The organism is Chroococcidiopsis sp. CCALA 051 (genome assembly GCF_003015105.1).
Lineage (GTDB): Bacteria > Cyanobacteriota > Cyanobacteriia > Cyanobacteriales > Chroococcidiopsidaceae > Chroococcidiopsis > Chroococcidiopsis thermalis.
In genome coordinates this window covers 57,848-83,791 of the sequence record NZ_PYCI01000009.1, presented here as the reverse complement: position 1 = coordinate 83,791, position 25,944 = coordinate 57,848, and the positions used below count along the sequence as shown (strand labels likewise).

General features: G+C 44.6%; 27 protein-coding genes. 15 read left to right on the top strand and 12 right to left on the bottom strand.

From position 1 onward, the window contains the following. Window positions 1-251 precede the first annotated feature (251 nt). The gene (locus tag C7Y66_RS03720; protein ID WP_106544519.1) at window positions 252-869 is read right to left on the bottom strand and encodes a lipopolysaccharide assembly protein LapB; all 618 of its coding nucleotides are present in this window, start codon (window positions 867-869) and stop codon (window positions 252-254) included. A 332-nt stretch (window positions 870-1,201) separates the two neighbouring features. Here C7Y66_RS03720 and C7Y66_RS03715 point away from each other — a divergent pair, with 332 nt between their 5' ends. From C7Y66_RS03715 to C7Y66_RS03700, 4 genes are all read left to right on the top strand, one after another. After that, entirely contained in the window at window positions 1,202-2,092 is an 891-nt protein-coding gene (locus tag C7Y66_RS03715) for a hypothetical protein (RefSeq protein WP_106544518.1), read from the top strand. Between the two features lie 176 nt (window positions 2,093-2,268). After that, window positions 2,269-2,760, top strand: a complete 492-nt coding sequence (locus tag C7Y66_RS03710) for a 2TM domain-containing protein (RefSeq protein WP_106166484.1) — start codon at window positions 2,269-2,271, stop codon at window positions 2,758-2,760. A 545-nt stretch (window positions 2,761-3,305) separates the two neighbouring features. Further along, entirely contained in the window at window positions 3,306-4,064 is a 759-nt protein-coding gene (locus C7Y66_RS03705; RefSeq protein ID WP_106544523.1) for a hypothetical protein, read from the top strand. Between the two features lie 319 nt (window positions 4,065-4,383). Continuing rightward, complete coding sequence (locus tag C7Y66_RS03700; RefSeq protein ID WP_106544517.1) at window positions 4,384-5,478, top strand: A/G-specific adenine glycosylase; 1,095 nt, start codon at window positions 4,384-4,386, stop codon at window positions 5,476-5,478. Between the two features lie 45 nt (window positions 5,479-5,523). On the opposite strand, the gene C7Y66_RS03695 is transcribed toward C7Y66_RS03700, so the two are convergent. Together C7Y66_RS03695 and psb27 are read right to left on the bottom strand one after the other, a co-directional pair. Beyond that, window positions 5,524-7,038 (bottom strand): family 10 glycosylhydrolase, encoded by a 1,515-nt coding sequence (locus C7Y66_RS03695; RefSeq protein WP_106544516.1) that lies wholly within the window; start codon window positions 7,036-7,038, stop codon window positions 5,524-5,526. Between the two features lie 400 nt (window positions 7,039-7,438). Beyond that, window positions 7,439-7,834 carry a photosystem II protein Psb27 gene (gene psb27, locus C7Y66_RS03690; protein WP_041462465.1) on the bottom strand — a complete coding sequence of 132 codons (396 nt, stop codon included), beginning with the start codon at window positions 7,832-7,834 and terminating at the stop codon, window positions 7,439-7,441. A gap of 105 nt (window positions 7,835-7,939) precedes the next feature. On the opposite strand from psb27, the gene C7Y66_RS03685 reads away from it, so the two are divergent. Then, entirely contained in the window at window positions 7,940-8,530 is a 591-nt protein-coding gene (locus C7Y66_RS03685; protein ID WP_106544515.1) for a nucleoside triphosphate pyrophosphatase, read from the top strand. 171 nt (window positions 8,531-8,701) lie between these two features. On the opposite strand, the gene C7Y66_RS03680 is transcribed toward C7Y66_RS03685, so the two are convergent. Continuing rightward, entirely contained in the window at window positions 8,702-8,959 is a 258-nt protein-coding gene (locus C7Y66_RS03680; RefSeq protein ID WP_106216080.1) for a hypothetical protein, read from the bottom strand. A gap of 231 nt (window positions 8,960-9,190) precedes the next feature. Between C7Y66_RS03680 and C7Y66_RS03675 the strand changes: the two genes are divergently transcribed. After that, window positions 9,191-9,943: a phycocyanobilin:ferredoxin oxidoreductase gene (locus tag C7Y66_RS03675; RefSeq protein ID WP_106544514.1), complete on the top strand. Its 753-nt coding sequence runs from the start codon at window positions 9,191-9,193 to the stop codon at window positions 9,941-9,943. Window positions 9,944-10,115: 172 nt separating this feature from the next. Here C7Y66_RS03675 and C7Y66_RS03670 read toward each other — a convergent pair whose 3' ends face one another. The 5 genes from C7Y66_RS03670 to C7Y66_RS03655 all read right to left on the bottom strand — a co-directional run bounded on the left by C7Y66_RS03670 (window position 10,116) and on the right by C7Y66_RS03655 (window position 13,209). After that, complete coding sequence (locus C7Y66_RS03670) at window positions 10,116-10,535, bottom strand: hypothetical protein (RefSeq protein ID WP_106544513.1); 420 nt, start codon at window positions 10,533-10,535, stop codon at window positions 10,116-10,118. After that, window positions 10,528-10,788, bottom strand: a complete 261-nt coding sequence (locus C7Y66_RS03665; protein WP_106544512.1) for a hypothetical protein — start codon at window positions 10,786-10,788, stop codon at window positions 10,528-10,530. The genes C7Y66_RS03670 and C7Y66_RS03665 overlap by 8 nt, the downstream gene beginning before the upstream one ends. 169 nt (window positions 10,789-10,957) lie before the next feature. Further along, complete coding sequence (locus C7Y66_RS31575) at window positions 10,958-11,488, bottom strand: DUF1524 domain-containing protein (RefSeq protein WP_199197229.1); 531 nt, start codon at window positions 11,486-11,488, stop codon at window positions 10,958-10,960. 3 nt (window positions 11,489-11,491) lie between these two features. Further along, complete coding sequence (locus tag C7Y66_RS03660; protein ID WP_199197228.1) at window positions 11,492-12,562, bottom strand: DUF262 domain-containing protein; 1,071 nt, start codon at window positions 12,560-12,562, stop codon at window positions 11,492-11,494. Window positions 12,563-12,690: 128 nt separating this feature from the next. Next, a complete protein-coding gene (locus tag C7Y66_RS03655) occupies window positions 12,691-13,209 on the bottom strand; it encodes an adenine phosphoribosyltransferase (RefSeq protein ID WP_106544511.1) in 519 nt (172 codons plus the stop codon). A 351-nt stretch (window positions 13,210-13,560) separates the two neighbouring features. On the opposite strand from C7Y66_RS03655, the gene C7Y66_RS03650 reads away from it, so the two are divergent. The 3 genes from C7Y66_RS03650 to C7Y66_RS03640 all read left to right on the top strand — a co-directional run bounded on the left by C7Y66_RS03650 (window position 13,561) and on the right by C7Y66_RS03640 (window position 15,827). Further along, window positions 13,561-14,187, top strand: coding sequence for a DUF3038 domain-containing protein (locus C7Y66_RS03650; protein ID WP_106544510.1), 627 nt, complete (start codon window positions 13,561-13,563; stop codon window positions 14,185-14,187). After that, window positions 14,184-15,161, top strand: coding sequence for a DUF4335 domain-containing protein (locus tag C7Y66_RS03645; RefSeq protein WP_106544509.1), 978 nt, complete (start codon window positions 14,184-14,186; stop codon window positions 15,159-15,161). Before C7Y66_RS03650 ends, C7Y66_RS03645 begins: the two co-directional genes overlap by 4 nt. A 99-nt stretch (window positions 15,162-15,260) precedes the next feature. After that, window positions 15,261-15,827: a Uma2 family endonuclease gene (locus C7Y66_RS03640; RefSeq protein WP_106544508.1), complete on the top strand. Its 567-nt coding sequence runs from the start codon at window positions 15,261-15,263 to the stop codon at window positions 15,825-15,827. A gap of 42 nt (window positions 15,828-15,869) precedes the next feature. Here the strand turns inward: C7Y66_RS03640 and lnt are convergent, their stop codons facing one another. Together lnt and gyrA are read right to left on the bottom strand one after the other, a co-directional pair. Then, window positions 15,870-17,552, bottom strand: a complete 1,683-nt coding sequence (gene lnt, locus C7Y66_RS03635) for an apolipoprotein N-acyltransferase (RefSeq protein WP_370143878.1) — start codon at window positions 17,550-17,552, stop codon at window positions 15,870-15,872. 82 nt (window positions 17,553-17,634) lie between these two features. Next, window positions 17,635-20,214 carry a DNA topoisomerase (ATP-hydrolyzing) subunit A gene (gene gyrA / locus C7Y66_RS03630; protein WP_015154674.1) on the bottom strand — a complete coding sequence of 860 codons (2,580 nt, stop codon included), beginning with the start codon at window positions 20,212-20,214 and terminating at the stop codon, window positions 17,635-17,637. A gap of 270 nt (window positions 20,215-20,484) precedes the next feature. Here gyrA and C7Y66_RS03625 point away from each other — a divergent pair, with 270 nt between their 5' ends. From C7Y66_RS03625 to C7Y66_RS31570, 3 genes are all read left to right on the top strand, one after another. Then, window positions 20,485-20,724, top strand: coding sequence for a hypothetical protein (locus C7Y66_RS03625; RefSeq protein WP_106544507.1), 240 nt, complete (start codon window positions 20,485-20,487; stop codon window positions 20,722-20,724). Between the two features lie 111 nt (window positions 20,725-20,835). After that, window positions 20,836-21,750: a histone deacetylase gene (locus tag C7Y66_RS03620; protein ID WP_106544506.1), complete on the top strand. Its 915-nt coding sequence runs from the start codon at window positions 20,836-20,838 to the stop codon at window positions 21,748-21,750. Between the two features lie 198 nt (window positions 21,751-21,948). Beyond that, window positions 21,949-22,101: a hypothetical protein gene (locus C7Y66_RS31570; RefSeq protein WP_015154671.1), complete on the top strand. Its 153-nt coding sequence runs from the start codon at window positions 21,949-21,951 to the stop codon at window positions 22,099-22,101. A 144-nt stretch (window positions 22,102-22,245) separates the two neighbouring features. Here the strand turns inward: C7Y66_RS31570 and C7Y66_RS03615 are convergent, their stop codons facing one another. Continuing rightward, a complete protein-coding gene (locus C7Y66_RS03615) occupies window positions 22,246-22,878 on the bottom strand; it encodes an FMN-dependent NADH-azoreductase (RefSeq protein ID WP_106544505.1) in 633 nt (210 codons plus the stop codon). Window positions 22,879-23,060: 182 nt separating this feature from the next. Between C7Y66_RS03615 and C7Y66_RS03610 the strand changes: the two genes are divergently transcribed. From C7Y66_RS03610 to murF, 3 genes are all read left to right on the top strand, one after another. Beyond that, complete coding sequence (locus tag C7Y66_RS03610) at window positions 23,061-23,957, top strand: helix-turn-helix domain-containing protein (RefSeq protein ID WP_106544504.1); 897 nt, start codon at window positions 23,061-23,063, stop codon at window positions 23,955-23,957. 142 nt (window positions 23,958-24,099) lie between these two features. Next, window positions 24,100-24,477, top strand: a complete 378-nt coding sequence (locus tag C7Y66_RS03605; protein ID WP_106544503.1) for a hypothetical protein — start codon at window positions 24,100-24,102, stop codon at window positions 24,475-24,477. 103 nt (window positions 24,478-24,580) lie between these two features. Continuing rightward, entirely contained in the window at window positions 24,581-25,939 is a 1,359-nt protein-coding gene (gene murF, locus C7Y66_RS03600) for a UDP-N-acetylmuramoyl-tripeptide--D-alanyl-D-alanine ligase (protein WP_106544502.1), read from the top strand. The last annotated feature ends 5 nt before the right edge of the window (window positions 25,940-25,944 follow it).

The window sequence follows — 25,944 nt, the reverse complement described above, 5'->3', positions numbered from 1 at the left end:
AGATGTGTATAAGAGACAGGGTGTAATACTGCCAGAAAAATTTAAGCTGGAAAAATCTTGTATTTTTACTTTTTTGATGATACTATTACTTTAACCAAAAGGGTTTTCTTAATAATCGAGACGTAAGCGTTTCAAAAAAATAAATAATATCTCTATTATAAATAATAGATATCACGATCGCGGATTGAAAGTCAATCCACCATAGCCAAATAAATTGATTTTTGCGATCGCAAGTAAAGAATAATTAAAATTTACTTTTGTTTTTGCTGGGGAACTGCGGGAGCAGGGGTGGGTTGAGGATTAGCCAAGTTGTTAATTTGCTCTTTTTCTGAGGGACTAGGTGCAAGGGCAGCAGCTTGCTCGAACAAGGGCTTAGCTTGCTCTGGCTTACCCTGTTCTTTAAGTAGCAGTGCCTTGCCTAAAACAGGACGATAATCTTTCTGGTCGATTTGCATCGCCCGGTCAAAAGCTGCATTGGCGCGATCGCTATTTTTCTGGGCAGCATAAACTTGACCCAATACTAAGTGATATAAACCTTCATTGGGGTTGAGAGCAATCAGTTTTTCTAAAGGTGCGATCGCACCCTGAAAGTCTCTCTGGCGGACGCGAACTTCTACTAATCCCTTCAGTGCTGCTTGGTTATCTGGCTCTTGCTTCAAGACGAGTTCGTACTCTTGTGCCTGATTCACCAGTGGAGATGAAGATTGCGTTCGCGCTGTCTGGCTAGCAGTGGGCGTAGCTTCCTGCGCTGGCTGACTATCTTTGACTATGCCTTCTAACAGGGGTAACATCGAAGCCCCAATAAAGAAAACGGCTCCTAGCGCCAAGACAAGATTGATGAACCAACGACTGCGGGATGGCTGTGACACGATATCGCTTTGAACTCTACTTCCATATCTTAAAAGCTAACATTCAGAATGCTAATTGCTCGTTGCCAAGCGAAAGGGGGTTAATTTACCTAGTTGCCTGCACGAGTACAGATTTTGTAAAATAGCGATTTTCCGATCTAGGGTAACATCACAACCAATTGGGGTTGTAGTGATATGTTATGCTGCGCTCACGCTTAGTTTACTTCTTGCCAATGAGCTACGCTTGCCGACAGCATACAAAACGTAACTTAAATTATCCGCCGCTCGAATTTGCGAGCAGCAGGATAAAAATAGTCCCAAATGGGATTTGTCTCCGCCGCTAAGGAGTTTTTATGAATTCCGACCTGATTCCGTCTTCCCAAGTTTCCGATTCCGATTCTCAACAGCCTCCAACCGAGACTGTAGCAGAGGAAAACCAAGCAAACCGCCAGCAGCCAATTCCACCCCCAAGCGAACCAATGCAGTATCGTGCCATTGGTCTAGTACGCGGTCGCTATCAAGCCAGCGCCGAACAATTCACGCAAGGAACATTACTGGCGCATGATGGTACTCAACTGCAAGCCGTACTGCTAGGGCGAATTATTAGCTTAGTCAGAAAGCACATAGATTTAGAGGCAGAACACCTGTGGGTGGTTTACCCGCGCACAGGACAAAAAGATAATCAATTGCACCTTCAAATTGTCGGAGTTTGGGAACCAGAAACCCTAGCAAAGCAACCAACCCCAGAAGAAGCTCCCACCAGCGAAGCAGCACCCTCAGAAGCGGATTCTGCACCAATCGACAACGCCGAAGATGGTTATTTTTCTGTACGCGGTGAAGTCGTTTTTCAGTCTGCGGGGGATAGTCGGCTGGTCGTGAAAATCAAGCAAGCGCCACGTAAAGAATCAGATCGACCCAAGTTTTTTAAAGTCAATCTTCAGGGCGTGCTGAAAACAAAAGCTGTAGGTCAGTTTTGGGAGTTTCACGTTCTCAGACAAGCTGACGATCTCGTCGTACAAGAAGGTACATCGATCGCTACTTTGCCTAAACCCTTCCGAAAACCGATGAAAAAACCCTTCGGCGCGCGATCGGGAGGAGGATATAACAAAGGTGGAGGTAGAGGTAAATTCGAGACCCCACGTCCCGTCCGTAAGACTGATAGCTCTACACCCATGCCTCAAAAACCCATACCTAAAGCCCCGATTCCCAAACCGACCAAACGTCCAAAACCACCGCAAGAGTAAATAGTAGTTGGTGACTGGTGATTAGCAAAGAGGAAAAAACACCAGTCACCAGCCACCTCGCTAAAACGCCACTAACGACTCATCGACCAACGACAACTCACTGAATTCCGAATTATCATAGAAACAGTGAAGCTATCTGGATTGAGTCAAAATTTTCTGGGAAAGGCATAGGTGAGATGAAAACAGTGGTTGACAACAAGCTAGTGCAGACTTATCACCAAGAAGATATTCAACAAATTCTCCAAATAGCGATCGCTCGTCAAGCCTATGAAGGAGAATTTTCTCGCCAACAATTATTAGAAATTGCCGCTGAATTAGAAATTTCCCCAGAATGTCTGCAATTAGCAGAACAAGAGTGGTTGACTCAGCAATCTGATAGTCAAGAACGGCAGAAATTTAATCTGGATAGACGGAAAAAGTTGCAAAAAAGATTTGGTAACTATGGTTTAGTTAATATCTTTTTTATCCTTTTAGATCTGGTCAGTGGCGGTGGTCTGTCTTGGTCGCTCTATATCTTATTATCTTTAAGTTTTCTTTTGGGTCTTGATGTATGGAATAAGTCACAGATTCAAGGCGAGGAGTATGAAAAAGCCTTCCAGAATTGGAAACGCAGGCATCAAATCAAGCGTTCGATTAACTCTTTGCTAGATAGACTGCTTAAAGCGTAGCTACTCAATTATATTTTCACTTGTAGTATTTATTAGCGATCGCCTGTGCCTATTCTCGCTTTCAGAGGCACGTTTAGAGTGCGAGTGCTGGTTTGTGGCTATATAATTAAAAAAAGTTTATCTAGCGTAAGATAGACAAATAATCAGAGTTACAAGATTAAATTTTCTAACTTAAGTAGAGTTGATTTTATTTTGAGTATCTCTTTAGAAATACTCTAATTTTTGCTTGTTACCACTATTGATATATAGTTGCTCTTAATCCAACAAAAATTAAAGTTTTTTGGTAAAAATAGACGTAACGACAAATTTTTATCATTTTTCTGAGCTAAAACTACAAAATGCAGAAATCAAACATAACTTCTGAGAATTAATTTTTCTAATCTAAGTCTAACCTAAGGTAGATATGCGAGCTTTAGGACTAACTATACAAAGCGCAAGTTTACCAGTAAAAGACGATTAGAATTCTGCTGGGAGTGCCAAATCTGGTGCAGAAATTCGTGTAATAGACTCCAAAAAAAAGCAAATTGTATGTGAGGATGACAAAAATGAATGTTAAATTTTTCCATTCGACTGCCATTGTGTTTAGTATTGCAACTGTTGTAGCAGTTGCAAGCGAAATGCCAGCATCAGCGCAAACTACAAACCCTAAAATTTCTACTTCTGCTGCTGCTTTGAAGGATAGATCGAGAGTTAACACGATCGCACAAGCCGATCCAACGTATCCCAGCACTCAACCATCTACTCCCACTACAGAACCAACGTATCCCAGCACTCAACCATCTACTCCCACTACAGAACCAACGACTCCTACTACAGAACCAACTACCCCAACAGAACCACCAGCAACTAATCCAGATCCAATTGAACCAGGATCGCCTACCCGTGGTGGTTCTAGCTACGTAGGCGTGGGAGCGAATATTGGGATAGACGGTAGTACAGCTTTAGGTGACACTAACTTCACCGTCATCAGTAAAATCGGATTAACCAATGCTGTCTCTGCACGTCCGTCAGTCATCATTGGGGACAATACAACCATCTTGATTCCCGTGACTTACGACTTTAACTTGCAACCTACAGGAATCGATACAGGTTCGGAAGCTGGTTCGATTTTTGCACCCTATGTCGGTGGCGGTTTGGGTATTTCTACGGGAGATGATAGCGATGTAGGACCAATGTTAACTGCTGGTGTAGATGTACCAATAGGCGAGCAATTTACAGCTAACGTAGGTGCGAACGTAGGCTTTTTAGATGATACAGAAGTAGGTATTCAAATTGGTGTTGGCTATAACTTTGCTGGCTTTTAATCAGTGACTAGTGACCAGTGACCAGTGACCAGTAACCAGTGACCAGTAACCAGTGACCAGTAACCAGTTAATAATCGGCAGCAAGCAGTTATTAATAGAGTTATCGCTACCTGCCTAACTCACTGACAACCGACCACTGATAACTGATACAGGAAGCACCATCAAGCAAAATAGCTATAGCGCCTGGAGAATTGTCTTCTACAGGCGCTATGCTGGTTAAGTTATAGAGTTTCAACTAGTTATCTTCTGTATATAACCATAGAATAATCTTTAAATTTGGGTTTTAGGTAAAGCCAACGTAAATATCTATCTAACTTATGTGAAAAAAGTGTTAATCGATCGGGGTGTAAGACAACTCCTGACTTGGTACGATCGCGATCGCAGACCGCTACCGTGGCGACAGCAGGTCAATATTTATCATACTTGGATCTGTGAGGTTATGAGCCAACAGACGACTCTAGCCGTCGTCTTACCTAAATTTGCTCAATTTATTCAACAACTGCCTACGGTAGACGATTTAGCCAACTGCGATGAAGAGACACTACACCAACTCTGGGCTGGATTGGGATATTACGCACGAGCGAGAAACTTGAAAAAAGGTGCGGAGTTCATCGTCAATCGTCTCAACGGTCGTTTTCCCCAATCTTATCGCGAATGGTTGCAAATTCCAGGTTGTGGCGATTATACTGCTGCCGCGATCGCTAGTATTTGCTTGAACGAAAAAGTTCCTTGTATTGATGGTAACGTCACACGGGTGGTGAGTCGCTTGCTAGCCTTACAAGATGTGTGGAATACAGCAGGGCGATCGCGCATTCAAGATTATCTCATGCAAGTCATTCCTAGCGATCGTCCTGGTGATTTCAATCAAGCGATGATGGAGTTAGGTGCAATAATCTGCCGAAAAACGAAACCCCGTTGCGATATTTGTCCTTTACAAATGCAATGTTTAGCTTACGCTAACAATTGTATTGAAATTTGTCCTCCTAAAAAACCCCGCCGCGTTTTAGTAGATACGGAATTATTCGTGCTAATTTTTTGGCATCGACAAACCGATACTTTGGCAATTGGAGAAAGGACAGATGGTTTTTTAGCCAAAACGATTGGCTTTCCTTTGACGATCGCTCATCAATTATCAAAGCTCGATCGTTGGCAACCGCTTCAACTACCAGGAAAATTTACCCATGCGATCGCTCATCATCGTATCACTGCAAGGATTTGCGTTATTCAATTAAATAGTAATGACATTGATATCTCCATGCGGCAGCATTTAGCTTTATCGAAAACACTACACTGGATGAATCGTCTAGACCTAAGTGCAAAACTCTCAACCGCACTCGATCGAAAAGCTTTTCAGTTATTTCAAAATTACACTTATTCTGATTCAATTTGCGAACAACTCGCACTAAATTTATAGCATGAAATTTAAGTGTAGGTGGGCAATGCCCACCTGATGATATATCTACTTCCAACTACAAGACTTCCGCAAATTTTCAATTTCCGGTTCTTGCCAAGAAAAAGCAAAATGGCTAATCCCTTTAACTTGGGGTGCAGCACGCTCGATCGCGCTCATTTGAGCTTCAAGAGAGGGGCGATTGCTGATAGACTGTCCCCATGTACCAGCGATCGCCGGAATAACTTTAGCTTCAGGTGGCGCGTATTTAAACACTCTTTGCACCAAAGCCGCAATGCAATCGGCATTACCGCAAGCAGCATAGGACATGGGATGCCATTCTGCACTGGTAGGAAACCGATCCCAAGGCTGCAAGCGGGAATCATACCCCTCACCTACAACTTGGTTGCCATCGGGAAAAAACACTAACCCTGTCTGTATTCCCTGTTGTTGTACTGGTGAAGCTGCCAAGGCGACAAAATCGAGAATTCCTTGTAGGGCATGGGCTACACTCAACCGCCACAACTCCAACTGTAGCAGCGGACGACGCGCCGCAGCACTCGGTAACACTTTTTTCTCCTCTTGAGTGGGTAGAGTGCGTCCCTGCCAAAGTGGTTCTCCTTCATCGGGATAAAGCTTATCGACCTCATCAACATCTGAGGCTGACAATGCACCCTTAGCAACATAGCGTTTAATCAGTTCTCGCCCCTTTTTGTTCAACGCCCGTTGTTCTAAAGCTTGACGGGCTGCTTCGCTATAAATCCATAAATCTTGTACTTTAGAGACTACAGAAGCACCACCCAAACCGCGTGGATAACGCACGTAGTCAAATAAGACTCCGTCAGGGCGGCGGCGTACCACTTGTTGCACCAACTGATAGAAGTCGCGCTTTGCCTGGACGTTGTAAGGATCGATAAATACTTGACTGGCGTTATCTACAACATTTAAGCTCGTATCGCCTTTAAAGTTCCTGGCTAATACCGATTGGCGATCGCTGCGTTGCCCGTAGGAATAGCCGAAGTTCATCATAAACATCCAAGCGTAGACTTTCAAGCCTCGTTCGTGGGCTTTTTGAATAGCTTCGGCGAGTAAATCTGTATTTTCCGTGCCAGGAGTACGCACCATCGCGGGCCATGCTGTCGGGTTAGCCGATGCGGGTAATAGGACTTGCCCATCCGCAAATGTCTCGATGTAAACGTAGTTATAGCCTCGGCTGACAATCCGATCCATAATCTTGTCTAATACCCCTGGCTGAGTATCGCAGGGATAAAGGCGCAACCAGATCGCTTGATGTTGAGGCGGAGTGCGATCGCGGCACTCTGCTAATTGCTGTGCTTGTTGGTTTATTAGCTGTTTATAGCGGTTTTGCGCCTCTGTGTCACCTTGTAATGCTTTCTGAAGTAAGCTTTCTTTCTCTTGCCTTACTGCTTCTGATTCCTGACAGTAGGCAGTTGTTTGGGCTATTACAGGATGGTTCCCCAAGCTCATTACCAGTAAGCTACTCGTAAAGGCGATCGCCGCTAGGTATCGTTGTAATAGGCGCAGTTGCAAGAATTTTAATTGACTTAATTTGCAATCGGACATTCCTAAAAACAAGAAATAGGACAAAGGAATTCAGAAGTCAGAAGTCGGAAGTTAAGAAAGTATTATGGATAGCCTTAAAGAGTTGACAAACGATTAAATTTGCTGACTTTATGTTCTAGAGTGCAGAAGATAACTCTTCCACTTACAACTTACGACTCATAACTTACGACTTAGTTTGACGTTAGTATTCGACCTTTGGTTGCTGCCATCACTCAGAATAATTCGGAATTTGTCCTGTGTAATTCGTAATTATTCGGAATTCCTGCCACTGATGTTTCCTTTATCCGTTTCCCGGTAGGCGATCGCCTACTTTATTCGTGTAAAAAAATATTGGCAAGCAGTAACCTGCTTGCCACCAGCAAAGATACATATTTCTTAAATATGCCACTAGTAACTAAGCTTAATTTCCCCGAGCCACCGCCATCTCTACTTGTTTGAATTCTAATTCCAGGCGTTGCTTCAGTTTTGCTGGTAGAGGACGGTTAGGATAAGAACTGTAGTGACCAGCCAGGGAATTTAAAGCGGTGCGCATGGTGGTAAAAGAACTTAAACCCGTCAAACTACCATTACGCTGATAGCGAGCGGCGAAATCATTAATTTTTTTGCGGGCTTCTGCTTGGATTTCGCCTTTGTTCGGTGCATCTTGCGGTAGTTCGATTGCGTTGCGCAATACACCTATCACATCCAAGGTATCTTGACGATAATCTCCAGAAAGCCCACCGCCACTAGAGCAGCCCATTAAACCAATAACGACTACCAAAACCAGGGCAAGTAGACGTGACCAATAGTGCTTCATATACAATCCATTCACATTCATACTTAAATCACAGTCAATCCTACCGTGGAATGGGATCATCTAAGAAGCCGACTGATAACTGATAACTGATAACTGATAACTGACATGGGTTTACCACAATTTGTTTTGGCTTCCGCTTCTCCGGCGCGGCGGCGCTTGTTACAAATGGTTGGCATCGAACCAATTGTGCGCGTCAGCAATTTTGATGAGTCTCAAATTCAAACCGAGAATGCGACTGAATTGGTAGAAACTTTAGCGCGTTGTAAAGCGGAAGCGATCGCACCTCAATTTGATTCAGCTTTAATTGTGGGCTGTGATTCTGTCTTGCTGTTAAATGGAGAAATACATGGTAAACCAGAGAATACAGAAGTCGCGATCGCCCGTTGGCAGCACATGAGCGGTCAAGTGGGGGAACTGTATACTGGTCATGCTATTATCGACCAGCCGCAACAACAAATACTTGTCCGCACTCAAGTCACGCGGGTTTATTTTGCTCAAATGAGCGATCGCGCTATTAGAGCCTACGTTGCTACTGGAGAACCCCTCAAGTGTGCTGGTGCTTTTGCTTTAGAAGGGCGCGGAGGTCTATTTGTCGATAAAATTGAAGGCTGTCACTCAAATGTAATTGGTCTCAGCTTGCCCCTACTGCGCCAAATGCTATCGCAACTTGGTTATGAGGTGACGGATTTTTGGTAATGGGTTAAGAACGGGAGTCGGAAGTCGTAGGGACGAATTTAGCGAAAAATCAACGGTTGACACAACAAATCTTCGCATCATACCCGCCCGTACGGGAGTCGGAAATTTTCCTATTGCCTCTTATTTCTCGCTTAACTCACCAATTACCAATTACCAATTACCAACTACCAACTACCAATTACCATCCACCTCAAATTGATCCGCGTGCAGTACAGCTTCTCCATGATCTGGAACCCAAGCCAACCACTCGTCTTTTCCCACTTGGCACAGGAGCAATGCTTCATCATGACTGTAAGTACTGGGAAGTTCTCGCAACTTGACCCAACCATTGCGTTGACATTGCTCTAATGAATTGTCATAAATTTTGTTCAGCCAGTCCGAATGGGTTCTATCGGCGGTTTTGTGTTGTTTGTGAGAATTTAGTTGCACTGCCTTTGCCCTCGTTACTCAGAAAAGTCGATCGGCAATCTGTAAAAATTGCATTTCTGTAGTTTATGCTACAGAAACTTCGAGAGAAGCTGCATCTATCGTTGGATAACTTTACGTTTGTTCCAGCCAGATATACGATCGCCTTTTAAGTTCCGAGCCACATAGAGTAATAGAATGAGGAGTTGTAAGTGATGAATTCAGCATTCACAGTCCGGTATTGAGTATTTTTCCATGACACCTGCTTCTACTCCTTCACTGCGATCGCAACAGCACTCTCTAATTCGGCAACTAGCCGACGCGATCGAATCTGTTTGGCAAAATCACCTAGAACTCTCACCCTACGTCATTCCCGCAGAGTTAGGCTATGTTGAAGGTAGATTGGAGGGAGAGAGACTGACAATTGAAAATCGTTGTTACCAAACACCCCAATTTCGTAAACTACACCTAGAATTGGCGAAAGTGGGAACGACGCTAGATATTTTGCACTGCGTCATGTTTCCCCGCGTAGAATACGCTCTACCCATGTTTGGCTGTGACTTAGTGGGAGGAAAGGGACAAATTAGCGCTGCGATCGCAGATTTATCGCCTTTAAATCGAGAACGGACTTTACCATCTGCTTATACTGCTGCACTTTCTGCTTTACCAAATCCGAATTTCTCTCAACCCCGCGAACTTCCAGTTTGGGGAGATATCTTTTCGCCATTTTGCACATTTATTCGTCCTGGTTCTCCAGAGGAAGAAGAGAAATTCTTGGCAATGGTACGAGGATTTTTAGAAATACATTGTACCCAGGCGATCGCATCTCAACCCGTTTCTAAAACGCAACAAGCCGAAATTTTCGCCGCGCAACAATATTACTGTACAAAACAGCAGCAAAATGACAAAACTCGCCGAGTGTTAGAAAAAGCCTTTGGTGTAGAGTGGGCAGAACACTATATGACGACGATATTATTTGACTTACCGGAAGCAAATAATTTGGGGTAGTTTTTGTTGTGAAATAGGTTGCAATTAGCCTATGCACTCGCAATAACGCATTGTTAGCCTGTGCTGCTATGTATGATGCTTGGAACGGCGATCGAACAGTTCTACATACTCAGTCAAAATGTGCTTAATTAGCTTGGAATACTCAGTTAATTTATCCATTTTGGAATCTCCTCTATTTTACTCTTGGACGCAACTCGAAAGTAAGGTCAGCACGATAGAAACAAACATCAAATTCTGCAAAAAAGTTCATGTGACCCAGAATTAATGGAGCTTCTCTAAATTGTGTCCAAGCAAATGCAAGCAGAACTGGAGAAAATTCAGCAACGCTTGCTGATAAAACCAAGCCCCGTGCTTCCATCTGAGCTAGATTGCCGCTCAACTGAATAGGAAGTGTCTGCTCCTCCCAAACTGCCCCCAATTGTATGCCGATCTCGTAGGGCAAGACATTGACAGTTGCGCCTGTATCTAGCAAAGCCATTGCCTCTACAGAGCGATTTTTATAGGTCAGTGTAATTGGTAAATACGGCAAAACACTAGAAAGACCAAGGCTATTGGTGCGCTTAATAAAAGGAAACCTCTTGCCCTCAAGCATCGCCTTCTTTCCTTGCTTCCACTAGAAGATCTGAAAGCGTTTGAGCTGCTCCATGAGCATCATAGGGCGACCATACAACTGCTTCAGTACCTTTTAACTGCTTTAGCAACAAATTTTCTTGTGTCTGAGTCTCGGTCGTTTGTAATTCATAGCCCTCCTCTTTTGCTACCGCTAGTAGCAGGAAATGAATCAAGCGTAGCTTGTCTTGATGGGAAAGTTGACTGACAACAGGAAGCAATTCAGTAAAAGACATAAGCTTTTATAGAGATGTTTTTTAGTAGGCTAGAACTGGAGTAAATAAGAGTGGCTGAATTTAGTAGATTTCTCAATCAACTACGTCAGTATCAAGTTGAATATCTACTATTCAGTGGTTGTTAACTCCTCCTCAAAATCGTCAACTAAATTTGACTGACCTTTCTTATCTATATCTTGTTTAATAATTTTTTAGAAAGTTCACGGCTAACAACTTTTGCTCTCTCATTGAAAAATTTATCATAATCATCATTCCAAATTTCAAAAGTATCTAAATTCTCGATTAGGTAAGTTTTCATAGTTGTCTCCAAGTCGGTATTTTCACCCCGAAACTTTGCCATATATTTCGAGGAAGCTTTGTCTTTGATTTCTTTCTTATTGAGAAAATCATCTACTATCGTAATATTCAAAATGTGATTAATACGAAATTCTCCATAGCCTTGTTTCTTAAGATATGCTTTTGGAAAAAAATGATGATAATTTTTACTATTTGCTTGCTTTAGCCAGTAATTGCTAATGTTAACTATAGAATTATCGTTGAAAGACTTTGGTTGAAGATATACATATATACACAGTATTGCCTTGATATAGCTTCTAGCTGCACTAAACCAACCATTATTTTTAATAAACTCTTCTGAAGTATCAATCGACCAATCATAACTTGGTAATTCACCAGCAAGAATTCGCTCTATCCTTTTCACATCTTACGCTAGTTTACTTTCTACAGCAGACGAATAGCGTCCAGACAAAGAGCATCTCCAGAAAAAGTCTTCTAGAAATTTCTGCTTATCTCCAGTTGGTTTGTCAGTATGATCGAAAAAGAAATAGGAAAAAGGAGCAATCAAAGCATTATATGGAAGCAACTGAGAAACTGGAATCCGGTAATAGTTCTTGAAGTACTCCACAGTACGCTCTATAGAATCTTTTGCTTTATCCCAGATATTGATAAAATTAGTTTTGTCAAGCTGCAATATGACCTGTCTTTTGCATTCTTTTGAGAGGATTATTGAAATAATTTGCAGTACAGTAGCATCTGAAATTGTCTCGTAGTTGAAAGGCTTCAGATTATCTACTAACTCTTGAAATTTTTCCGATAAGTCAAACTGTATTTCATGGTCAAATGTTTTAGCCACCATAATCTCAAAGAGAGATAGTGGCTTACCACCAACATTAATTCTTGTGAAAATTTCTGTAGCTATTTCTATGGGTGCATCTTTGACTTGAATGATTGAATATTGGTAGCTCTCAATTCTATTTTTATAAGTTTTGAGTTTCTCATGATATTTTTGAGGGTATGACGCTAATACTGTAAAGTCACCCTTTAGCAAAGCAAGAATACTAATCGAGCTTTTCTCATCTTTTCCCTCAATATCCGTAGTAACTATTCGATCTGACTCTTCAGCTTCTAAATCGATAAAAATCTTTGAGAAATCATTTTTTCTACCGTCTTCTCTAACCAAAGTAACGCCTCTCAAACTAGCAAAGAGACTTGTTAGCCTTTGTTGTCCATCTAGAACGTAGTCAACAAACTCGCCCTGTTCTGGCTCCGGTAGAACTTGCTTTCCGATATTTTTAACTGAACGGAGCCGTTCTTTAGTACGCCAAAAAATAAAAGTACCGATTGGGTAGCCTTTAATGACACTATCTATAAGACCAGCTGACTTTTGCATTGTCCAAACAAAGTCTCTTTGAAATTGCGGAATTTTGATTTGCCCTTGCTCAATTGCACCTACCAAACTTGAAAATGTCTTTGTTTGTGGTTCTGGCAACTGCATCTCAAACTCCTAAGCAGACTTCAACTCTTTGACCGCTTCATCATAACTTTGCCCTACTTGTAGCAGCCAGCAGTTAGCATACCCACTTCAGTAATATCTTCTCGTTTAACTTTGTTATTGCTGCCTAACTAATACTCTACCAGCGTCACAATTGGCACGTCTGGCAAATTCCTTCGCCCTGCTAAATCTTGTAACTCGACAATAAATCCAAAACCCACCAACTCGCAGCCGATTTGCTGCACTAACTTAGCCGTGGCGCTGGCGGTTCCCCCAGTAGCGATCAAGTCATCTACAATCAATACCCGACTACCAGGCTGCAAGGCATCTTGATGCACTTCTAACTTATCCATGCCATACTCTAGTTCGTATTCAACCGAGTGAACCAAAGAGGGTAACTTCCCAGGTTTACGCACGGGAATAAAGCCAATGCCTAATTTATAAGCCAAAGCTGCACCAATGATAAAGCCGCGTGACTCAATCCCTACAATATATTCAGCATTTAACCCCGCACCATCCAGCTTATCAGCCAGACTATCTATGGCATGGCGTAGCCCTGCGGCATCGCGCAGCAAAGTGGTAATATCTCGAAACAAAATACCAGGCTTGGGAAAATCGGGAATATCGCGAATCAGGGACTTGAGATCCATAGGTTGTCAGCGAGACTGGCTGAGTATAACGGCAACTATCTATATTGGCAGACTTAGGAAGACTTTGAAAAATCGTACACTAGAATTCCAGATGTTTTAAATTGTTACGTGCGATCGCTAATTTCGAGCGAGAATCAGGGAAACCTTATTATCAGTTACTAGTTATCAGTTATCAGTGACTAGTGGCGGGTGACTAGTGACTAGAATTGCTCCCTTGTCCCCCTTGTCTTCCTTGTCCCCTTCTTCCCGACTCCCGACTCCCTTCTATGCTAAAAGTAGACAGTCAGTCGCCAATTTTGCCAATCTAGTGAAGGCTGGTTTTAGTTATTTACTCGTATATCTTTGGTTAAGATGAATGTCTCCGCAAGCGCGAATCCGTTAGATAGTTCAACCGTCCCATCCCTCCCCCTGATGCTGGAAAGTTTACCTAACCCACCTGTTGATGAAAGGGCGTGTCCTCAAAGGGTCAGGTTGCAAATCGATTTGATGTTACTGGCGATCGAAGCCCTAGAACTTGGTGGTTCGGAATTATTCTTGGCAATAGCGCAGGAGCTAGAACTACAAGACATTATCAAAAATCGGGTAAACTTGTGGCGAATGCGCTGTACGAACCCGCTGAGGCGATCGCACGCTCGACGCGACCTCAGTTTACTAGAGGCTAAAGCACTTGTCGTCATTGCTGCCGATTTAGCTCGGCGATTGACCGCAGTGATTCGCCAACTGCTATTGACATATCAGCAGATGCGTGATAAGGAAATTCCCCTCGAACAGAATTTACGGTTGTCTAATTATCTCGAAAGGTTTCGATCGCATTTTCGCAGCCGGATGAATCCCCGTCGTGCTGGGGTACTGGCTTACAATTCCCCTGAAAAGTTAGACGAACTAGCACTGACGCTGCTGCAACAATTGCTATTTTGTACGGGGACAGCGGGAATGCAGCGGTTATGGATCAGTTTGTTTGATGGGGAAGTAGAATGACGACGATTCAGCGCAAGTACAGCCTGCCCAATTGCACGTTGGTTTTAGAGGGATTGAGCGATCGCGCGACTGACTCCCAATCCTTTGACGGGCGACCCGTACTCACAATTTTGACCTATGTTGAGTGTCAACTGATCCAAGCAAAACAAACCTTGACTGGTGGCAGAGATTTTTTTGAAAGTTTAGTGACAGCCGTTAGCGGTTACGCCCAAGAATTTTTGAGCCACGTCACGCACTCAGAAGCACACAACCAAGAATCTAGCTTGGTACAGTTACAAAAAATCGATCGCGATCGCCATCGTCTGACTGTCCAGCCAGAAAGTCATAAAGAATCAGAGGCAAATAGCCACACCGAAGGCACGACGCAGGAAGTCGAGCTGACAACAGTACAGTTATTTGACTTAGTAGAGGCAATCGATCAGTTTTTTGCTGACACTCAAACCTTACCAGATTTAACGCTGCAACTAGCTCCAGTTTCGCGGCGCTATGTGCGATCGGGACAGCAGTTAGTCAAGCAAGCCGTACCCGCCACCGTAGGCGCATCAGGATTAGCCCTAGCCGCGATCGCCTTTTTCTTAATTCCCATTCCCGAAGCTGTCCGCCGTCCTACAGAACCCACCTCTCCATCCGCACAATCTACCAACATTGCTAACGCACCACCCATCACCGATCCGTTGCAATTGGTGCAATTACAGCAAAAACTCACCGACCAACTCAAACCAGCTTGGAAGCCTAATGCAGCCCTCGGTCAAGAATTAGTCTACCGTGTTGGCGTAGCTGCTGATGGAGCCATTAAAGGCTATGTCGCGAATAATGACGTAGCCAATCAACAAGTCCAGCAAACCCCCCTACCTCGCCTGCTATCCCAACCTGCTGCTGGTAGTGCTACGCCACCAGAATCCTTAGCTCAATTTCAAGTCACCTTTACACCCAAAGGAGAAGTGCAAGTTAAGCCTTGGGAAGCGAAGAAATGAGACAAGGGGGACAAGAGGGACAAGGGGGACAAGGGAGACAAGGGAGAATAAACTGTCAACCAACAATTACCAACTACCCATTACCCATTACCATTCTTTATGGATACGGTGATATTAAATCTAGAACCAATCGTGCATTTGACTCAGGAACAGTTTTATCAACTGTGCATGGCAAATCGCGAGTTGAATTTAGAGCTTAATGCCAAAGGAGATTTAATTATCGTGCCACCCGTAGGAGGAGAAAGCGGCAATCAAGAAGCAGATCTGATAACAGATTTGAATAATTGGAATCGTCAAACCAAGCTAGGAAAAGTCTTTAGTTCCTCCACAATTTTTCGTCTCCCCAATGGTGCTAACCGTTCTCCTGATGCAGCTTGGATAAGATTGGAACGATGGGAGGCTCTAACTCCAGAAGAACGAGAAAAGTTTCCTCCCATATGCCCAGATTTTACAATTGAATTGCGCTCTCGCACCGATACGCTAAAACCATTACAAGAGAAAATGCAAGAATATTTGGCTAATGGTTTGCGTTTGGGTTGGTTAATTAACCCTCAAAATAACCAAGTAGAAATTTATCGCGCCAACCAGCCTGTAGAAGTCATATTTTTACCTTCCGTCCTCTCCGGAGAAGATATTTTACCTGGATTTGAATTACCTCTAGAATAGAGCGATCGCGACCTTCTCATATACGATCTAAAACCCTAAAACCTAAACTTGTCCAACAAGCCTTACCAGCCAAACGACAACAGCCACAACCATCAACATCGGTGTCAGCCAATCGCCCCAACGCACGTATAAAGTTTTGGTTTGACGGCGATAAATAGTTTCGGAATGGATTTCATAAGTATTGTGTCCCGATATCCAAACTGTCTTACCGTGAGGATCGACAAAAGCAGAATATCCGGTATTGACAGCACGCACAGCCCATCTGTCAGTTTCGATCGCCCGCATGATATCTAAAGCATGGTGCTGAGCTGGCATCGCAGCGCTGTAATGGGCATCGTTGGAGGGACTGAGGATAAATTGCCCTCCAGCAGCAGCTTGGTAGCGAAATCGTTCGGGAAAGGCAGATTCGTAACAAATTCCGACAATTGCTCGACCGAAAGGAGTATCGAATAACTGATTTGGCGCACCTGCTATTTGATGCTCGTCAAGCGGTGAAAGTCGAGAAACAATCCCACCTAAAATTTCTTGGAATGGAACGTATTCGCCAATCGGTACTAATTTTGATTTGTCATAACGACTAAAAATCTGTCCGTTACTCAGTAGGGTAAAAATACTGTTCGTATAGCCTCCTTTTTTGTCGCCAAACAATCCCAACCAAGCAACTACGCCCCTTTCTTTGACAGCGGAGTAAAAAGAAGTGCGTTGAACGTCATTCCAGCGAAAAGGTAAAGCTCCTTCTGGAGTTAAAACTGCATCAACTCCCCGATCTGCTAAAGTTTGGTAGCCAGTCGTATAACCTTCGATCGCCTTCCGAAAACCTTCGGGATAAAGTTTGATTTTATTCGGGACGTTACCCTGGACGATCCCAACTTTGAGAACTGTGTCTGGAGACTGAATCAGGGGACGGCTGTACAAGCTGTAGCCCAAAAGGTGTAATAAAAGGCAAAAAGCAAAAGGCAAAAGGCAAAAGACAACAGATGTTTTTCGACTCCCCTGAATGGGCGCACAGCTGTGCGCCCCTACAACTGCAATCCAAGCTTCGGCAAACAATCCATTGACAGCGACGATCGCAGCCGTAACAGCACTCGCTCCAGAAAGTTGTCCGAGATGGAGAATGGGTAGGTTGTGGGGGCTTTGGGTGTAGGAAAGCGAAGACCACCACAAGGGTCCGGCACTCCACAAGCTTTCTAAGCCGCACCAAAGGGTAACACCGAGGAGGAGGCGGACAAGATTAATGGGAATTTTGTCGCGCAAAGACGAGCCGGTGCGTTGCGGAGCCAGCGCCGTGCGGGGGTTTCCCCCGTTGAGGCGACTGGCGTGAGGTTCCCTCCGTTGTAGCAACTGGCGTGCGAAGGCGCAAAGGGTTTTTTGTGTTTTTGCGTTTGGGAGTAGGGATTTTAAAGTGGGAATTCGCCAATTTAGCAGTGCTTTCATGCCAACGCCCCAGCCAACTACTAAGGCAGCTCCCCAGAGGGTGATGAAGATCCAGCAGAAAAGGGCGATCGCCAGACTACTCAACCACGGTACACCCATCCAAGTCATAGGATGAATGCCTGTAATCCAAAATAAAGCGACACCGTGATAGCCAATGCCCCAAAGGAGGGGTAAGGAGTGAGGAGCGAGGAGTGAGGAATGTTTGGGGGTTGTAACTACCAATACCCACAGAGGAGCTAGGGCAATCCAGGCAAGAAACCAAGCTCCTACAGGGGCAACGGTAAGCCCCATTAATATACCGCTAGCAAGAGCAATAAGCAGCGAAAAAGGAGAGGCGATCCCCTCACTCCTCACTCCTCGCTCCTCGCTCCTCTTAGCACGCAGCCGCTTCATCGCTGACATCAGATGGAACTAGAGCTACAGCCGCGATCGCATCGTCTTCGTCCAAGCGTTGTACTCTTACGCCTGTCGCACTGCGCGATTGGCGGGGGATGGCATCGGTGGATTGACGAATGATAATGCCGCGAGTCGTGATCAGCATTAATTCGTCGCCTTCATTGACTACCATCAAGGCTGCTAGCTTGTCTTTGAATTTGCGATTTTGCTTGAATTTCGTCGCAATTTTGCCTTTGGTGGCACGATTGTACAACTTGAATTGGGAGACGGGGACGCGCTTGCCATATCCTGCCATTGTCACAATCAATACCCAAGGACCTTGAGTAGCATTAGCTATTTCACCATTCTCCTCAGTTTCGGTTTCGACGATTTCGGTTTCTTCGACTTCGGCTTCAGCGGGGTCGGCTTCTTCCATATGGGAAGCAGCAAGTACGGCACTGGCAATGATATCCATGCCGATTAGTTCGTCTCCCTCTTTGAGTTTCATGGCTTTCACGCCCCGGGTGGCTCTACCTAAAGGACGCAATTGTTCGTGACTGGTTCTAAAGTGAATTGCCATGCCAAAGCGAGAACCGATGATAATACTATCTTCGACTCGCGCCCTACGTACCCAACGCAATTGATCGCCTTCTTCTAGGGAAATTGCAATCAATCCGTTTGCCCGAATATTGGTGAAAGCTGCGAGTTCGGTTTTCTTGATGTAACCGCCTTTAGTTAGCATTACCAAGTATTCTTCGCTAGTAAATTCACTAACTGGGACGATGGAAGTAATCCTTTCTTCTTTAGGGATCGGCAGCATTTGCACGATTGGCACGCCCCGACTGGTACGCGATCCCACGGGAATTTGATAGGCTTTGAGGGAGTAGACGACACCGCGATCGCTGAAGAATAAAACGCTGTCGTGGTCGCAGCAGGTGAGGAAGTGATCGACACCATCATCCTCTTTCATTCGCGTGCCCGATTTACCACGCGTTGCCCGACTTTGAGCTTCAAAGGTATCTAAGGGCATCCGCTTGATGTAGCCTTGTTCTGTCAGCAGGATCACTGCTTTCTCGTTGGCGATTAAGTCAATCGCATCGAATTCCCCTTCAGCAGGTTCGATTTCCGTGCGGCGAGGGGTGGCGTGGGCTTGTTTGATTTGGGTGATTTCAGTTTCGATGATTTCTAAAATCCGCTCTCGCCGTGCCAAGATATCTTTTAAATCGGCAATTTGGACTTGTAAATCTTCGTGTTCTTGACGAATTTTCTCTGCTTCTAGTGCTGTCAGTCGCCGCAACTGCATTTGTAAAATTGCATCGGCTTGGGCTTCCGATAGTCCATGAGTGTCGATTAATTGCTGTTTTGCCGTAGTTGTATCGGCAGCACTGCGGATTGCAGCAATGATCTCATCTAGGTTGAGTAAGGCAATCAGTAACCCTTGCAGGATATGATCCCGTTCTTCAGCTTTCCTCAGTTCGTAACGGGTGCGGCGGGTAATTGATTCAACGCGAAACTCTAAGAAGACGTGAAGAAACTGTTTTAAAGTCAATAGCTGGGGTTCGTTGTTGACCAACGCCAGCATATTCGCACCAAAGTTAGCTTGAAGCGGAGTTTGCTTGTAAAGGTTGTTGAGGACGACACGGGGATAGGCATCGCGCTTGAGTTCGATCACGATTCTCATCCCATCGCGATCGCTTTCATCCCGAATATCGGCAATCCCTTCAATCCGCTTGTCATTAACGAGTTCGGCAATTTTTTCAATTAAGGCTGCCTTGTTAGTTTGGTAAGGCAGTTGAGTAATAATAATTGCTTCCCGTTCCGGTCGTCCTCGTTGTTCGACCGTTTCGATCTCCGCCACGCCGCGCATCGTAATTGAACCGCGACCGGTGGTAAACGCTTCGTGAATCCCCGACGTTCCCAAGATTTTTCCACCCGTAGGGAAGTCGGGACCAGGGATATATTGCATCAACTGGCGATCGCTAATTTCTGGATTGTGGATCAGCGCCACTACACCGTCAATTAATTCGCCCAAGTTATGCGGCGGAATATTTGTCGCCATCCCCACGGCAATTCCCGAAGACCCGTTGAGCAAAAGTTGGGGAATTCTCGCAGGTAAAACAATCGGTTCCTGCTGGGAACCGTCGAAGTTGTCGATAAAGTCTACAGTTTCGGCTTCAATGTCCTGTAACAAAGCATTTTCAGTTAATGCCTGCAAGCGACATTCGGTGTAACGCATTGCCGCTGGAGGATCGTTATCCACCGAGCCAAAGTTACCATGCCCTGCAATCAGGGGCGATCGCATGGAGAAATCCTGCGCCATCCGTACCAAGGCATCATACACAGCCGTATCGCCGTGGGGATGATATTTACCTAGTACCTCCCCCACAACACGGGCGCATTTACGGAACGGACGGTCTGCCGTTAATCCCAACTCATGCATGGCGTAAAGAATTCGGCGATGCACGGGTTTCAGACCATCCCTGGCATCTGGTAGCGCCCTACCTACAATTACGCTCATGGCGTATTCCAGGTAAGACCGCGACATTTCGTTCCGCAGATCGGTTGGAATGATGGTCATATCTTTGCAAAAAACTCCAAATTTGTCGATTTCCGGCAGATAATGCCCAAGATGTTGCTAAATCTTCGGTTTAGCTGCCAAAAAGCTGTAAATTATATCAAAATTTTATCATATTTTGCTAGGGATTGGTTGGTAATGGGTAATGGGTAATAGGTAGTTGGTAGTTGGTTACTGATAACTGAGAACTGACAACTGAATTTAAGCCTCAAGATAGTGTGTGCCTAAAGGCGATCGCTTTTAAGCTGGGGCGTGTAGAGGTGAGAATTAGATATGAGCAGTGAAACGGCTCCAAATCAAGCAGAAAAGCAAAATCCCCCAGGAGATCCATCGCAACTCGATCCAGAGGTACTGGATAAAATTAAACACCCACCTTCGATTCACGACCAAATGAAGCAACTCAGTCCTGAAGAATTGCGGGCAAACCAAGCCGTGTCGCCGGAAATGCTCAATAGTGGCGAAGATTTGCGCGATGATATTATGCCAACAGATGAGCCTGAAGAAAGTGACTAGTGGTTAGTGACTAGTGGTTAGTCTCTTTTCTAGTCACCAGCCACCAGCCACTAGCCACTCACGAATGACAACCACAACGCGCTAATCTGATGAATCAATAAGGATTTAGATATGTTGGCTGTCATCTATTCTGACGAGTTTCTCGAACACAAAACGGGACGGTTTCACCCAGAAAAACCAGAACGCATCAGCGCGATCGCATCTGCTTTACAACATACGAGCTTTGCTCACCAACTAGAATGGCGATCGCCTGTGACAGACCCCCAAAGGGCGATCGCGTGGCTGGAAAAAGTCCATTCACCCCATCACATCCAATCTGTTCGAGAACTTGCCACCCAAGGTGGCGGTTATTTGGATCTCGATACTCCTGTATCTCCCCGCAGCTACGATGTAGCACTATTAGCAGTTAATGCATGGTTGGATGGGATCGATTACACGCTAGCAACAAATAACCCTGCTTTTGTCCTCTCTCGTCCCCCTGGACACCATGCCGAAAGCGATCGCGGCATGGGATTTTGTTTATTTTCCAATGCGGCGATCGCCGCTCATTATGCCTTAGAACAGCCCAATATCGAGCGCGTGGCAATTTTAGACTGGGACGTACACCACGGTAACGGGACTCAGGCGATCGTCGAGAATCACCCCCACATCGCTTTTTGCTCCTTACATCAGTCTCCCTGCTACCCTGGCACTGGTACAGCCGCCGAAACAGGCGCGCACAACAACGTCCTCAACTTACCCCTCCCCCCAGGTAGCACGATTGCTGACTACCAACCAGTGTTTGAGACTCAAGTGATGCCATTTTTAACTCAGTTTCAACCCGATCTACTGATTGTCAGTGCTGGATACGACGCTAACGCCGCCGATCCTTTAGCAGAAATGTACCTGCAACCGCAAGATTACGGATTATTTACGGAATTTTGTCTTAAGATTAGTCACCGGATTGTCTTCGGTCTAGAAGGAGGTTACGATCTCCCTGCCCTGTCTCAATCTGTAGTAGCTACAATCGAACGGTGTCTTTTTTAGGGAGTCGGGAGACGGAATTAACTAGTCACTAGCCAAAGCGCCACTAGTCACTGTCAGCTTCCCTCCGTACAATCACAGAGGTGGTATCTAAAAAGAAAATTAATTACAGTAATCTCTCGGTGGAACTCTCACCTAGACAGATGGGTAAATAGAAAAGTCAATCGCATCAACTCCTAAGTTGAGCCAAAGCAAGTAAAAATGACTACGTACATTTTTTTCGATACAGCCTTACGCATTTTTGTCAACGCCTATCTGGTTTCTGTAGTACTGCTTTTATCGGCTTCTGCCATTGGATTAGCAGTTATCGAATCAATTGAAAAAGAGCATCATCCATTCCTTAAGTCAAGATAATCTCTTCCCAGCAGGGGTGTAATGGCTGTGATAGTATTCGTTTGATGCGATCGAGTTGGGATCGGCTCAGACACTTACAAAAAGGCTTCGACTCGATCGCCAGAATTTAAGTATGTTTGTGACTCAAGAGCTGTAAAAGCTCTTCTATGCTGCAACTAACTCGGCAATTTTTGCTTGAGCGTTGGCGATCGATTTAGCCAAACTCGTGCCACCAAACTCATCATTCTCAACAGAAATAAAGCTGATGTCGGTGATGCCAATAAATCCAAAGATCGTTCTTAAATAAGGGTCTTGATGATTCAGCTTTTCATTACGTTCGCCACTTCCAAAGCCAGAATCACCTCGCGCCGTAATGATAAACATTTTCTTACCTAGTACTAGTGGTTTGTAAGGATTTGCAGCATCCTCTGGTTCAAACACAAATGTTCGTCTAGGGCGTACAATTTGGTCAATGTAAGCCTTGAGCGTGCTGGGAACGCTGAAATTGTACATGGGAATACCAATGATATAGAGATCGGCGGCTAAGAATTCATCCACTAGGCGATCGCTAATCCGAATTGCTTCTTGTAATTCACGGGTTCGTTGTTCTGGCGGTGTAAAAGCAGCTGCAATCCACGGTTCGTCAACATGAGGAACGGGATTGCGCCCGACATCGCGATAGGTAACAATATCATCTGGGTGAGTTTGTTTCCAAGCCTCAACGAATTCTCTGGTGAGCCTGCGAGAATGGGATCGCTCTCCTCTCGGACTGGAATCAATGTGTAGAATACGTGCCATCAGATCTCCTAATGCTTTATTGCTGTAGTAGTTGCTCGTACCCTACAATTTAGCCAAGTCGAAAATTCTGGACTACTCAAACCTTGCGCGACTATCACAATCTTGCGGCGACTTTGAATCAGTTATTCAGTTATCAGTGACCTGTGACTGATAATTGAAGGTGTAAGAGATTGGGTAACTAGATGCCAGGTTTAGAGAGATCGCCCACGAGGATCGTTCAGCTTAACACCGATCTTTATCCGCCAATCTATTCGAGTCAAGCGTATGGTTGGAAAAATATTTTGGTTGAGGAATTTCGATATCCTCCAGGGCAAGAAACCTATCAAAATTTAACTAGTCATACCCTTTGTGTATCTTTAAATCGTCGTCCGTCCCGTCTGTCACTAACACTTGGAGATCGTCGTCATAGCGGTCTTTTCAGCCAAGGCGATATTTCTATTACCCCTGCTGAAGCCGTGCTAATCTGTCAGGGAAATGACGAAGACAGAATTTTAAGAATTCAGCTAGCATCTCAGTTTTTCCAACAGGTTGCCCAAGATACACTCAAGCTCGATCCCGATCGCGTTGAGCTATTGCCTGAGTTCCGCGCTCGAAATCCTCAGATCGAACAAATTAGCATGATGCTGCTTGCCGAACTCACAACTGGGGGACTGGCAGGAAAACTTTATGTTGAGTCACTGACAAATGTATTAGCCGTGCATTTACTCAGAAATTACGTGGCTGTCGAGCGTAATATAGCTCTATATGATGGGGGATTGAGCGATCGCCAACTGCTGAAAGTCACGGACTACATTAATGCTCATCTGGCTGACGACATTACCTTATCCGATTTAGCTCAATTACTCAGTATGAGTCCATTTCATTTCAGCCGCCTCTTCAAGCGATCGATACAAGTTACCCCTCACCAATACGTGCTTCAGCAACGGGTGGAACAGGCAAAGCAGTTACTCATACAAACCGAACTATCCATTATGGACATCGCTTTGCAGTGTGGTTTCAGCAGTCACAGTCATTTAGGCAAATGGTTTCGGCAGCAAACAGGAGTCACTCCTAAAATGTACCGCATCAATTTTCGTTGAAGCTTGGACAAATAAATTTCGCAGCTACACAAATTAATCATCTATCTTAGGGTCTATTTGTCTCCTAATTTGGATATACTTAGCAAAACCATCAGCACGTTTCTGCTCGGTTTAGCTTCAGCTCTATATCCCAGGAAGTCAAATGCTCGATCGCAACCCTTTACAATTGGAAACAGAAATTGCCAGAATCGCTAGAGTCATGATGACTCGTAATTCAGAGATTGGTAGCGATATCATTGACGATTTGAGAACAAAACTGACAAGTGAAGAATTAGCTGGTTTGTTGCTTGTCGGTATTGAGCGTATCCTCTGGTTTGATGTCGATGCAGTTTTCTGGACTATAGAACAGATGATTCCTGCCGATCTCATGCAGGAAATTAGAAAAATTACCAATTTAGCGTTTTACAAGCAGTTAATTAACCAAAAATTTATTCCTGGTGTAGACTTTAGCATTGATGCCGATGGCAAACTGTTATTAAATCACAATGCAAAAGCAGCTTTATTGAAGAGTAAGGGGTAAGGGTTAGGGAAGAAGTCAAAAGCCAAAAGCTAAAAGTCAAAATTTGCCTACACCCCCTATAACCTTTCCCAACTTACGACTTACGACTTACGACTTCTCCAATATGTCTTTCCACGCCACTCTCGATCGACTCATTTCTCTATTGGCTGCTAAGCCACAACATCTTTCTGACAATGCGTTAGCTTCAACTTGTACGGGAATTAACACCGATACGCGCAGCCTCAAGCCTGGAGATATATTTGTGGCTTTGCGAGGGGAAAAGTTCGACGGACATGGATTTGTTGCAACGGCAGTTGAAAAAGGTGCGATCGCAGCAATTGTTGACGGACACTATCAAGGGGATTTACCTGTATTGCAGGTACGAGATACCCTTCAGGCGTATCAACAAATTGCCTCTTGGTGGCGCAGTCAGTTTCATATGCCTGTTATTGGTGTGACTGGTTCTGTCGGTAAAACCACCACTAAGGAGTTAATTGCAGCTGTCTTGGGAACTCAAGGCAACGTCCTCAAAACCCATGCAAATTTCAACAACGAAATCGGCGTACCAAAGACATTGTTGGGACTGGATACTCAGCATGACTTTGCCGTCATTGAAATGGCAATGCGAGGAAGGGGTGAAATTGCCCTATTAACTCAAATTGCTCGTCCTACTATTGGTGTCATTACTAATGTCGGCACGGCACATATTGAACGCTTGGGTTCTGAAGAGGCGATCGCGCAAGCAAAATGCGAACTATTAGCCGAAATGCCTCAAAATAGCGTGGCAATTCTCAACTACGATAATTCTCGCTTAATTTCTACTGCTAACACCGTATGGCAGGGAAAAACTATTACCTACGGTTTAGAAGGGGGAGACATTCAAGGAGAATTACTCGATTCTCAAACTTTAAAGGTAGCAGGATTAGAGTTGCCTTTACCCTTACCAGGACGACACAATGCCGTCAATTTCTTGGCAGCTCTGGCAGTAGCAAAGGTGTTGCAGATCGATTGGTCGGTGCTAAAAACAGGTTTAACTGTCGATATGCCATCAGGGCGATCGCAACGTTATGAATTAGCAGATGACGTGGTAATCTTAGATGAGAGTTATAATGCTGCACCAGAAGCTATGCTAGCAGCGTTACAACTACTAGCACAAACACCAGGAAAGCGACACATTGCGGTGTTGGGTGCGATGAAAGAATTGGGAGAGCGATCGCGAGAATTACATCAGAAAGTTGGGGCAATGGCACGGCAGTTAAATTTAGATTTACTGCTGGTTTTGGTAGATGGTACGGATGCAGAAGCGATCGCGCAGAGTGCAACGGGTATACCTGTAGAGCGTTGTGCTACCCATGTGGAATTAGTTGAGCGGTTGAAAGGAGGAGTGAAAGCAGGCGATCGCATTTTATTTAAGGCTGCTCATTCCGTAGGTTTGGATCGGGTGGTAGAACAATTTCGAGCGGAATATTGTTGCAATCCCTAGTGTAG

Coding starts and splice junctions, on each gene's coding strand:
- C7Y66_RS03715 (WP_106544518.1), top strand. CDS start 1,202: ATGAATTCCGACCTGATTCCGTCTTCCCAAGTTTCCGATTCCGATTCT.
- C7Y66_RS03710 (WP_106166484.1), top strand. CDS start 2,269: ATGAAAACAGTGGTTGACAACAAGCTAGTGCAGACTTATCACCAAGAA.
- C7Y66_RS03705 (WP_106544523.1), top strand. CDS start 3,306: ATGAATGTTAAATTTTTCCATTCGACTGCCATTGTGTTTAGTATTGCA.
- C7Y66_RS03695 (WP_106544516.1), bottom strand. CDS start 7,038: ATGTCCGATTGCAAATTAAGTCAATTAAAATTCTTGCAACTGCGCCTA.
- psb27 (WP_041462465.1), bottom strand. CDS start 7,834: ATGAAGCACTATTGGTCACGTCTACTTGCCCTGGTTTTGGTAGTCGTT.
- C7Y66_RS03685 (WP_106544515.1), top strand. CDS start 7,940: ATGGGTTTACCACAATTTGTTTTGGCTTCCGCTTCTCCGGCGCGGCGG.
- C7Y66_RS03675 (WP_106544514.1), top strand. CDS start 9,191: ATGACACCTGCTTCTACTCCTTCACTGCGATCGCAACAGCACTCTCTA.
- C7Y66_RS03670 (WP_106544513.1), bottom strand. CDS start 10,535: ATGCTTGAGGGCAAGAGGTTTCCTTTTATTAAGCGCACCAATAGCCTT.
- C7Y66_RS03665 (WP_106544512.1), bottom strand. CDS start 10,788: ATGTCTTTTACTGAATTGCTTCCTGTTGTCAGTCAACTTTCCCATCAA.
- C7Y66_RS03660 (WP_199197228.1), bottom strand. CDS start 12,562: ATGCAGTTGCCAGAACCACAAACAAAGACATTTTCAAGTTTGGTAGGT.
- C7Y66_RS03655 (WP_106544511.1), bottom strand. CDS start 13,209: ATGGATCTCAAGTCCCTGATTCGCGATATTCCCGATTTTCCCAAGCCT.
- C7Y66_RS03650 (WP_106544510.1), top strand. CDS start 13,561: ATGAATGTCTCCGCAAGCGCGAATCCGTTAGATAGTTCAACCGTCCCA.
- C7Y66_RS03645 (WP_106544509.1), top strand. CDS start 14,184: ATGACGACGATTCAGCGCAAGTACAGCCTGCCCAATTGCACGTTGGTT.
- C7Y66_RS03640 (WP_106544508.1), top strand. CDS start 15,261: ATGGATACGGTGATATTAAATCTAGAACCAATCGTGCATTTGACTCAG.
- lnt (WP_370143878.1), bottom strand. CDS start 17,552: ATGGGGCTTACCGTTGCCCCTGTAGGAGCTTGGTTTCTTGCCTGGATT.
- gyrA (WP_015154674.1), bottom strand. CDS start 20,214: ATGACCATCATTCCAACCGATCTGCGGAACGAAATGTCGCGGTCTTAC.
- C7Y66_RS03625 (WP_106544507.1), top strand. CDS start 20,485: ATGAGCAGTGAAACGGCTCCAAATCAAGCAGAAAAGCAAAATCCCCCA.
- C7Y66_RS03620 (WP_106544506.1), top strand. CDS start 20,836: ATGTTGGCTGTCATCTATTCTGACGAGTTTCTCGAACACAAAACGGGA.
- C7Y66_RS31570 (WP_015154671.1), top strand. CDS start 21,949: ATGACTACGTACATTTTTTTCGATACAGCCTTACGCATTTTTGTCAAC.
- C7Y66_RS03615 (WP_106544505.1), bottom strand. CDS start 22,878: ATGGCACGTATTCTACACATTGATTCCAGTCCGAGAGGAGAGCGATCC.
- C7Y66_RS03610 (WP_106544504.1), top strand. CDS start 23,061: ATGCCAGGTTTAGAGAGATCGCCCACGAGGATCGTTCAGCTTAACACC.
- C7Y66_RS03605 (WP_106544503.1), top strand. CDS start 24,100: ATGCTCGATCGCAACCCTTTACAATTGGAAACAGAAATTGCCAGAATC.
- murF (WP_106544502.1), top strand. CDS start 24,581: ATGTCTTTCCACGCCACTCTCGATCGACTCATTTCTCTATTGGCTGCT.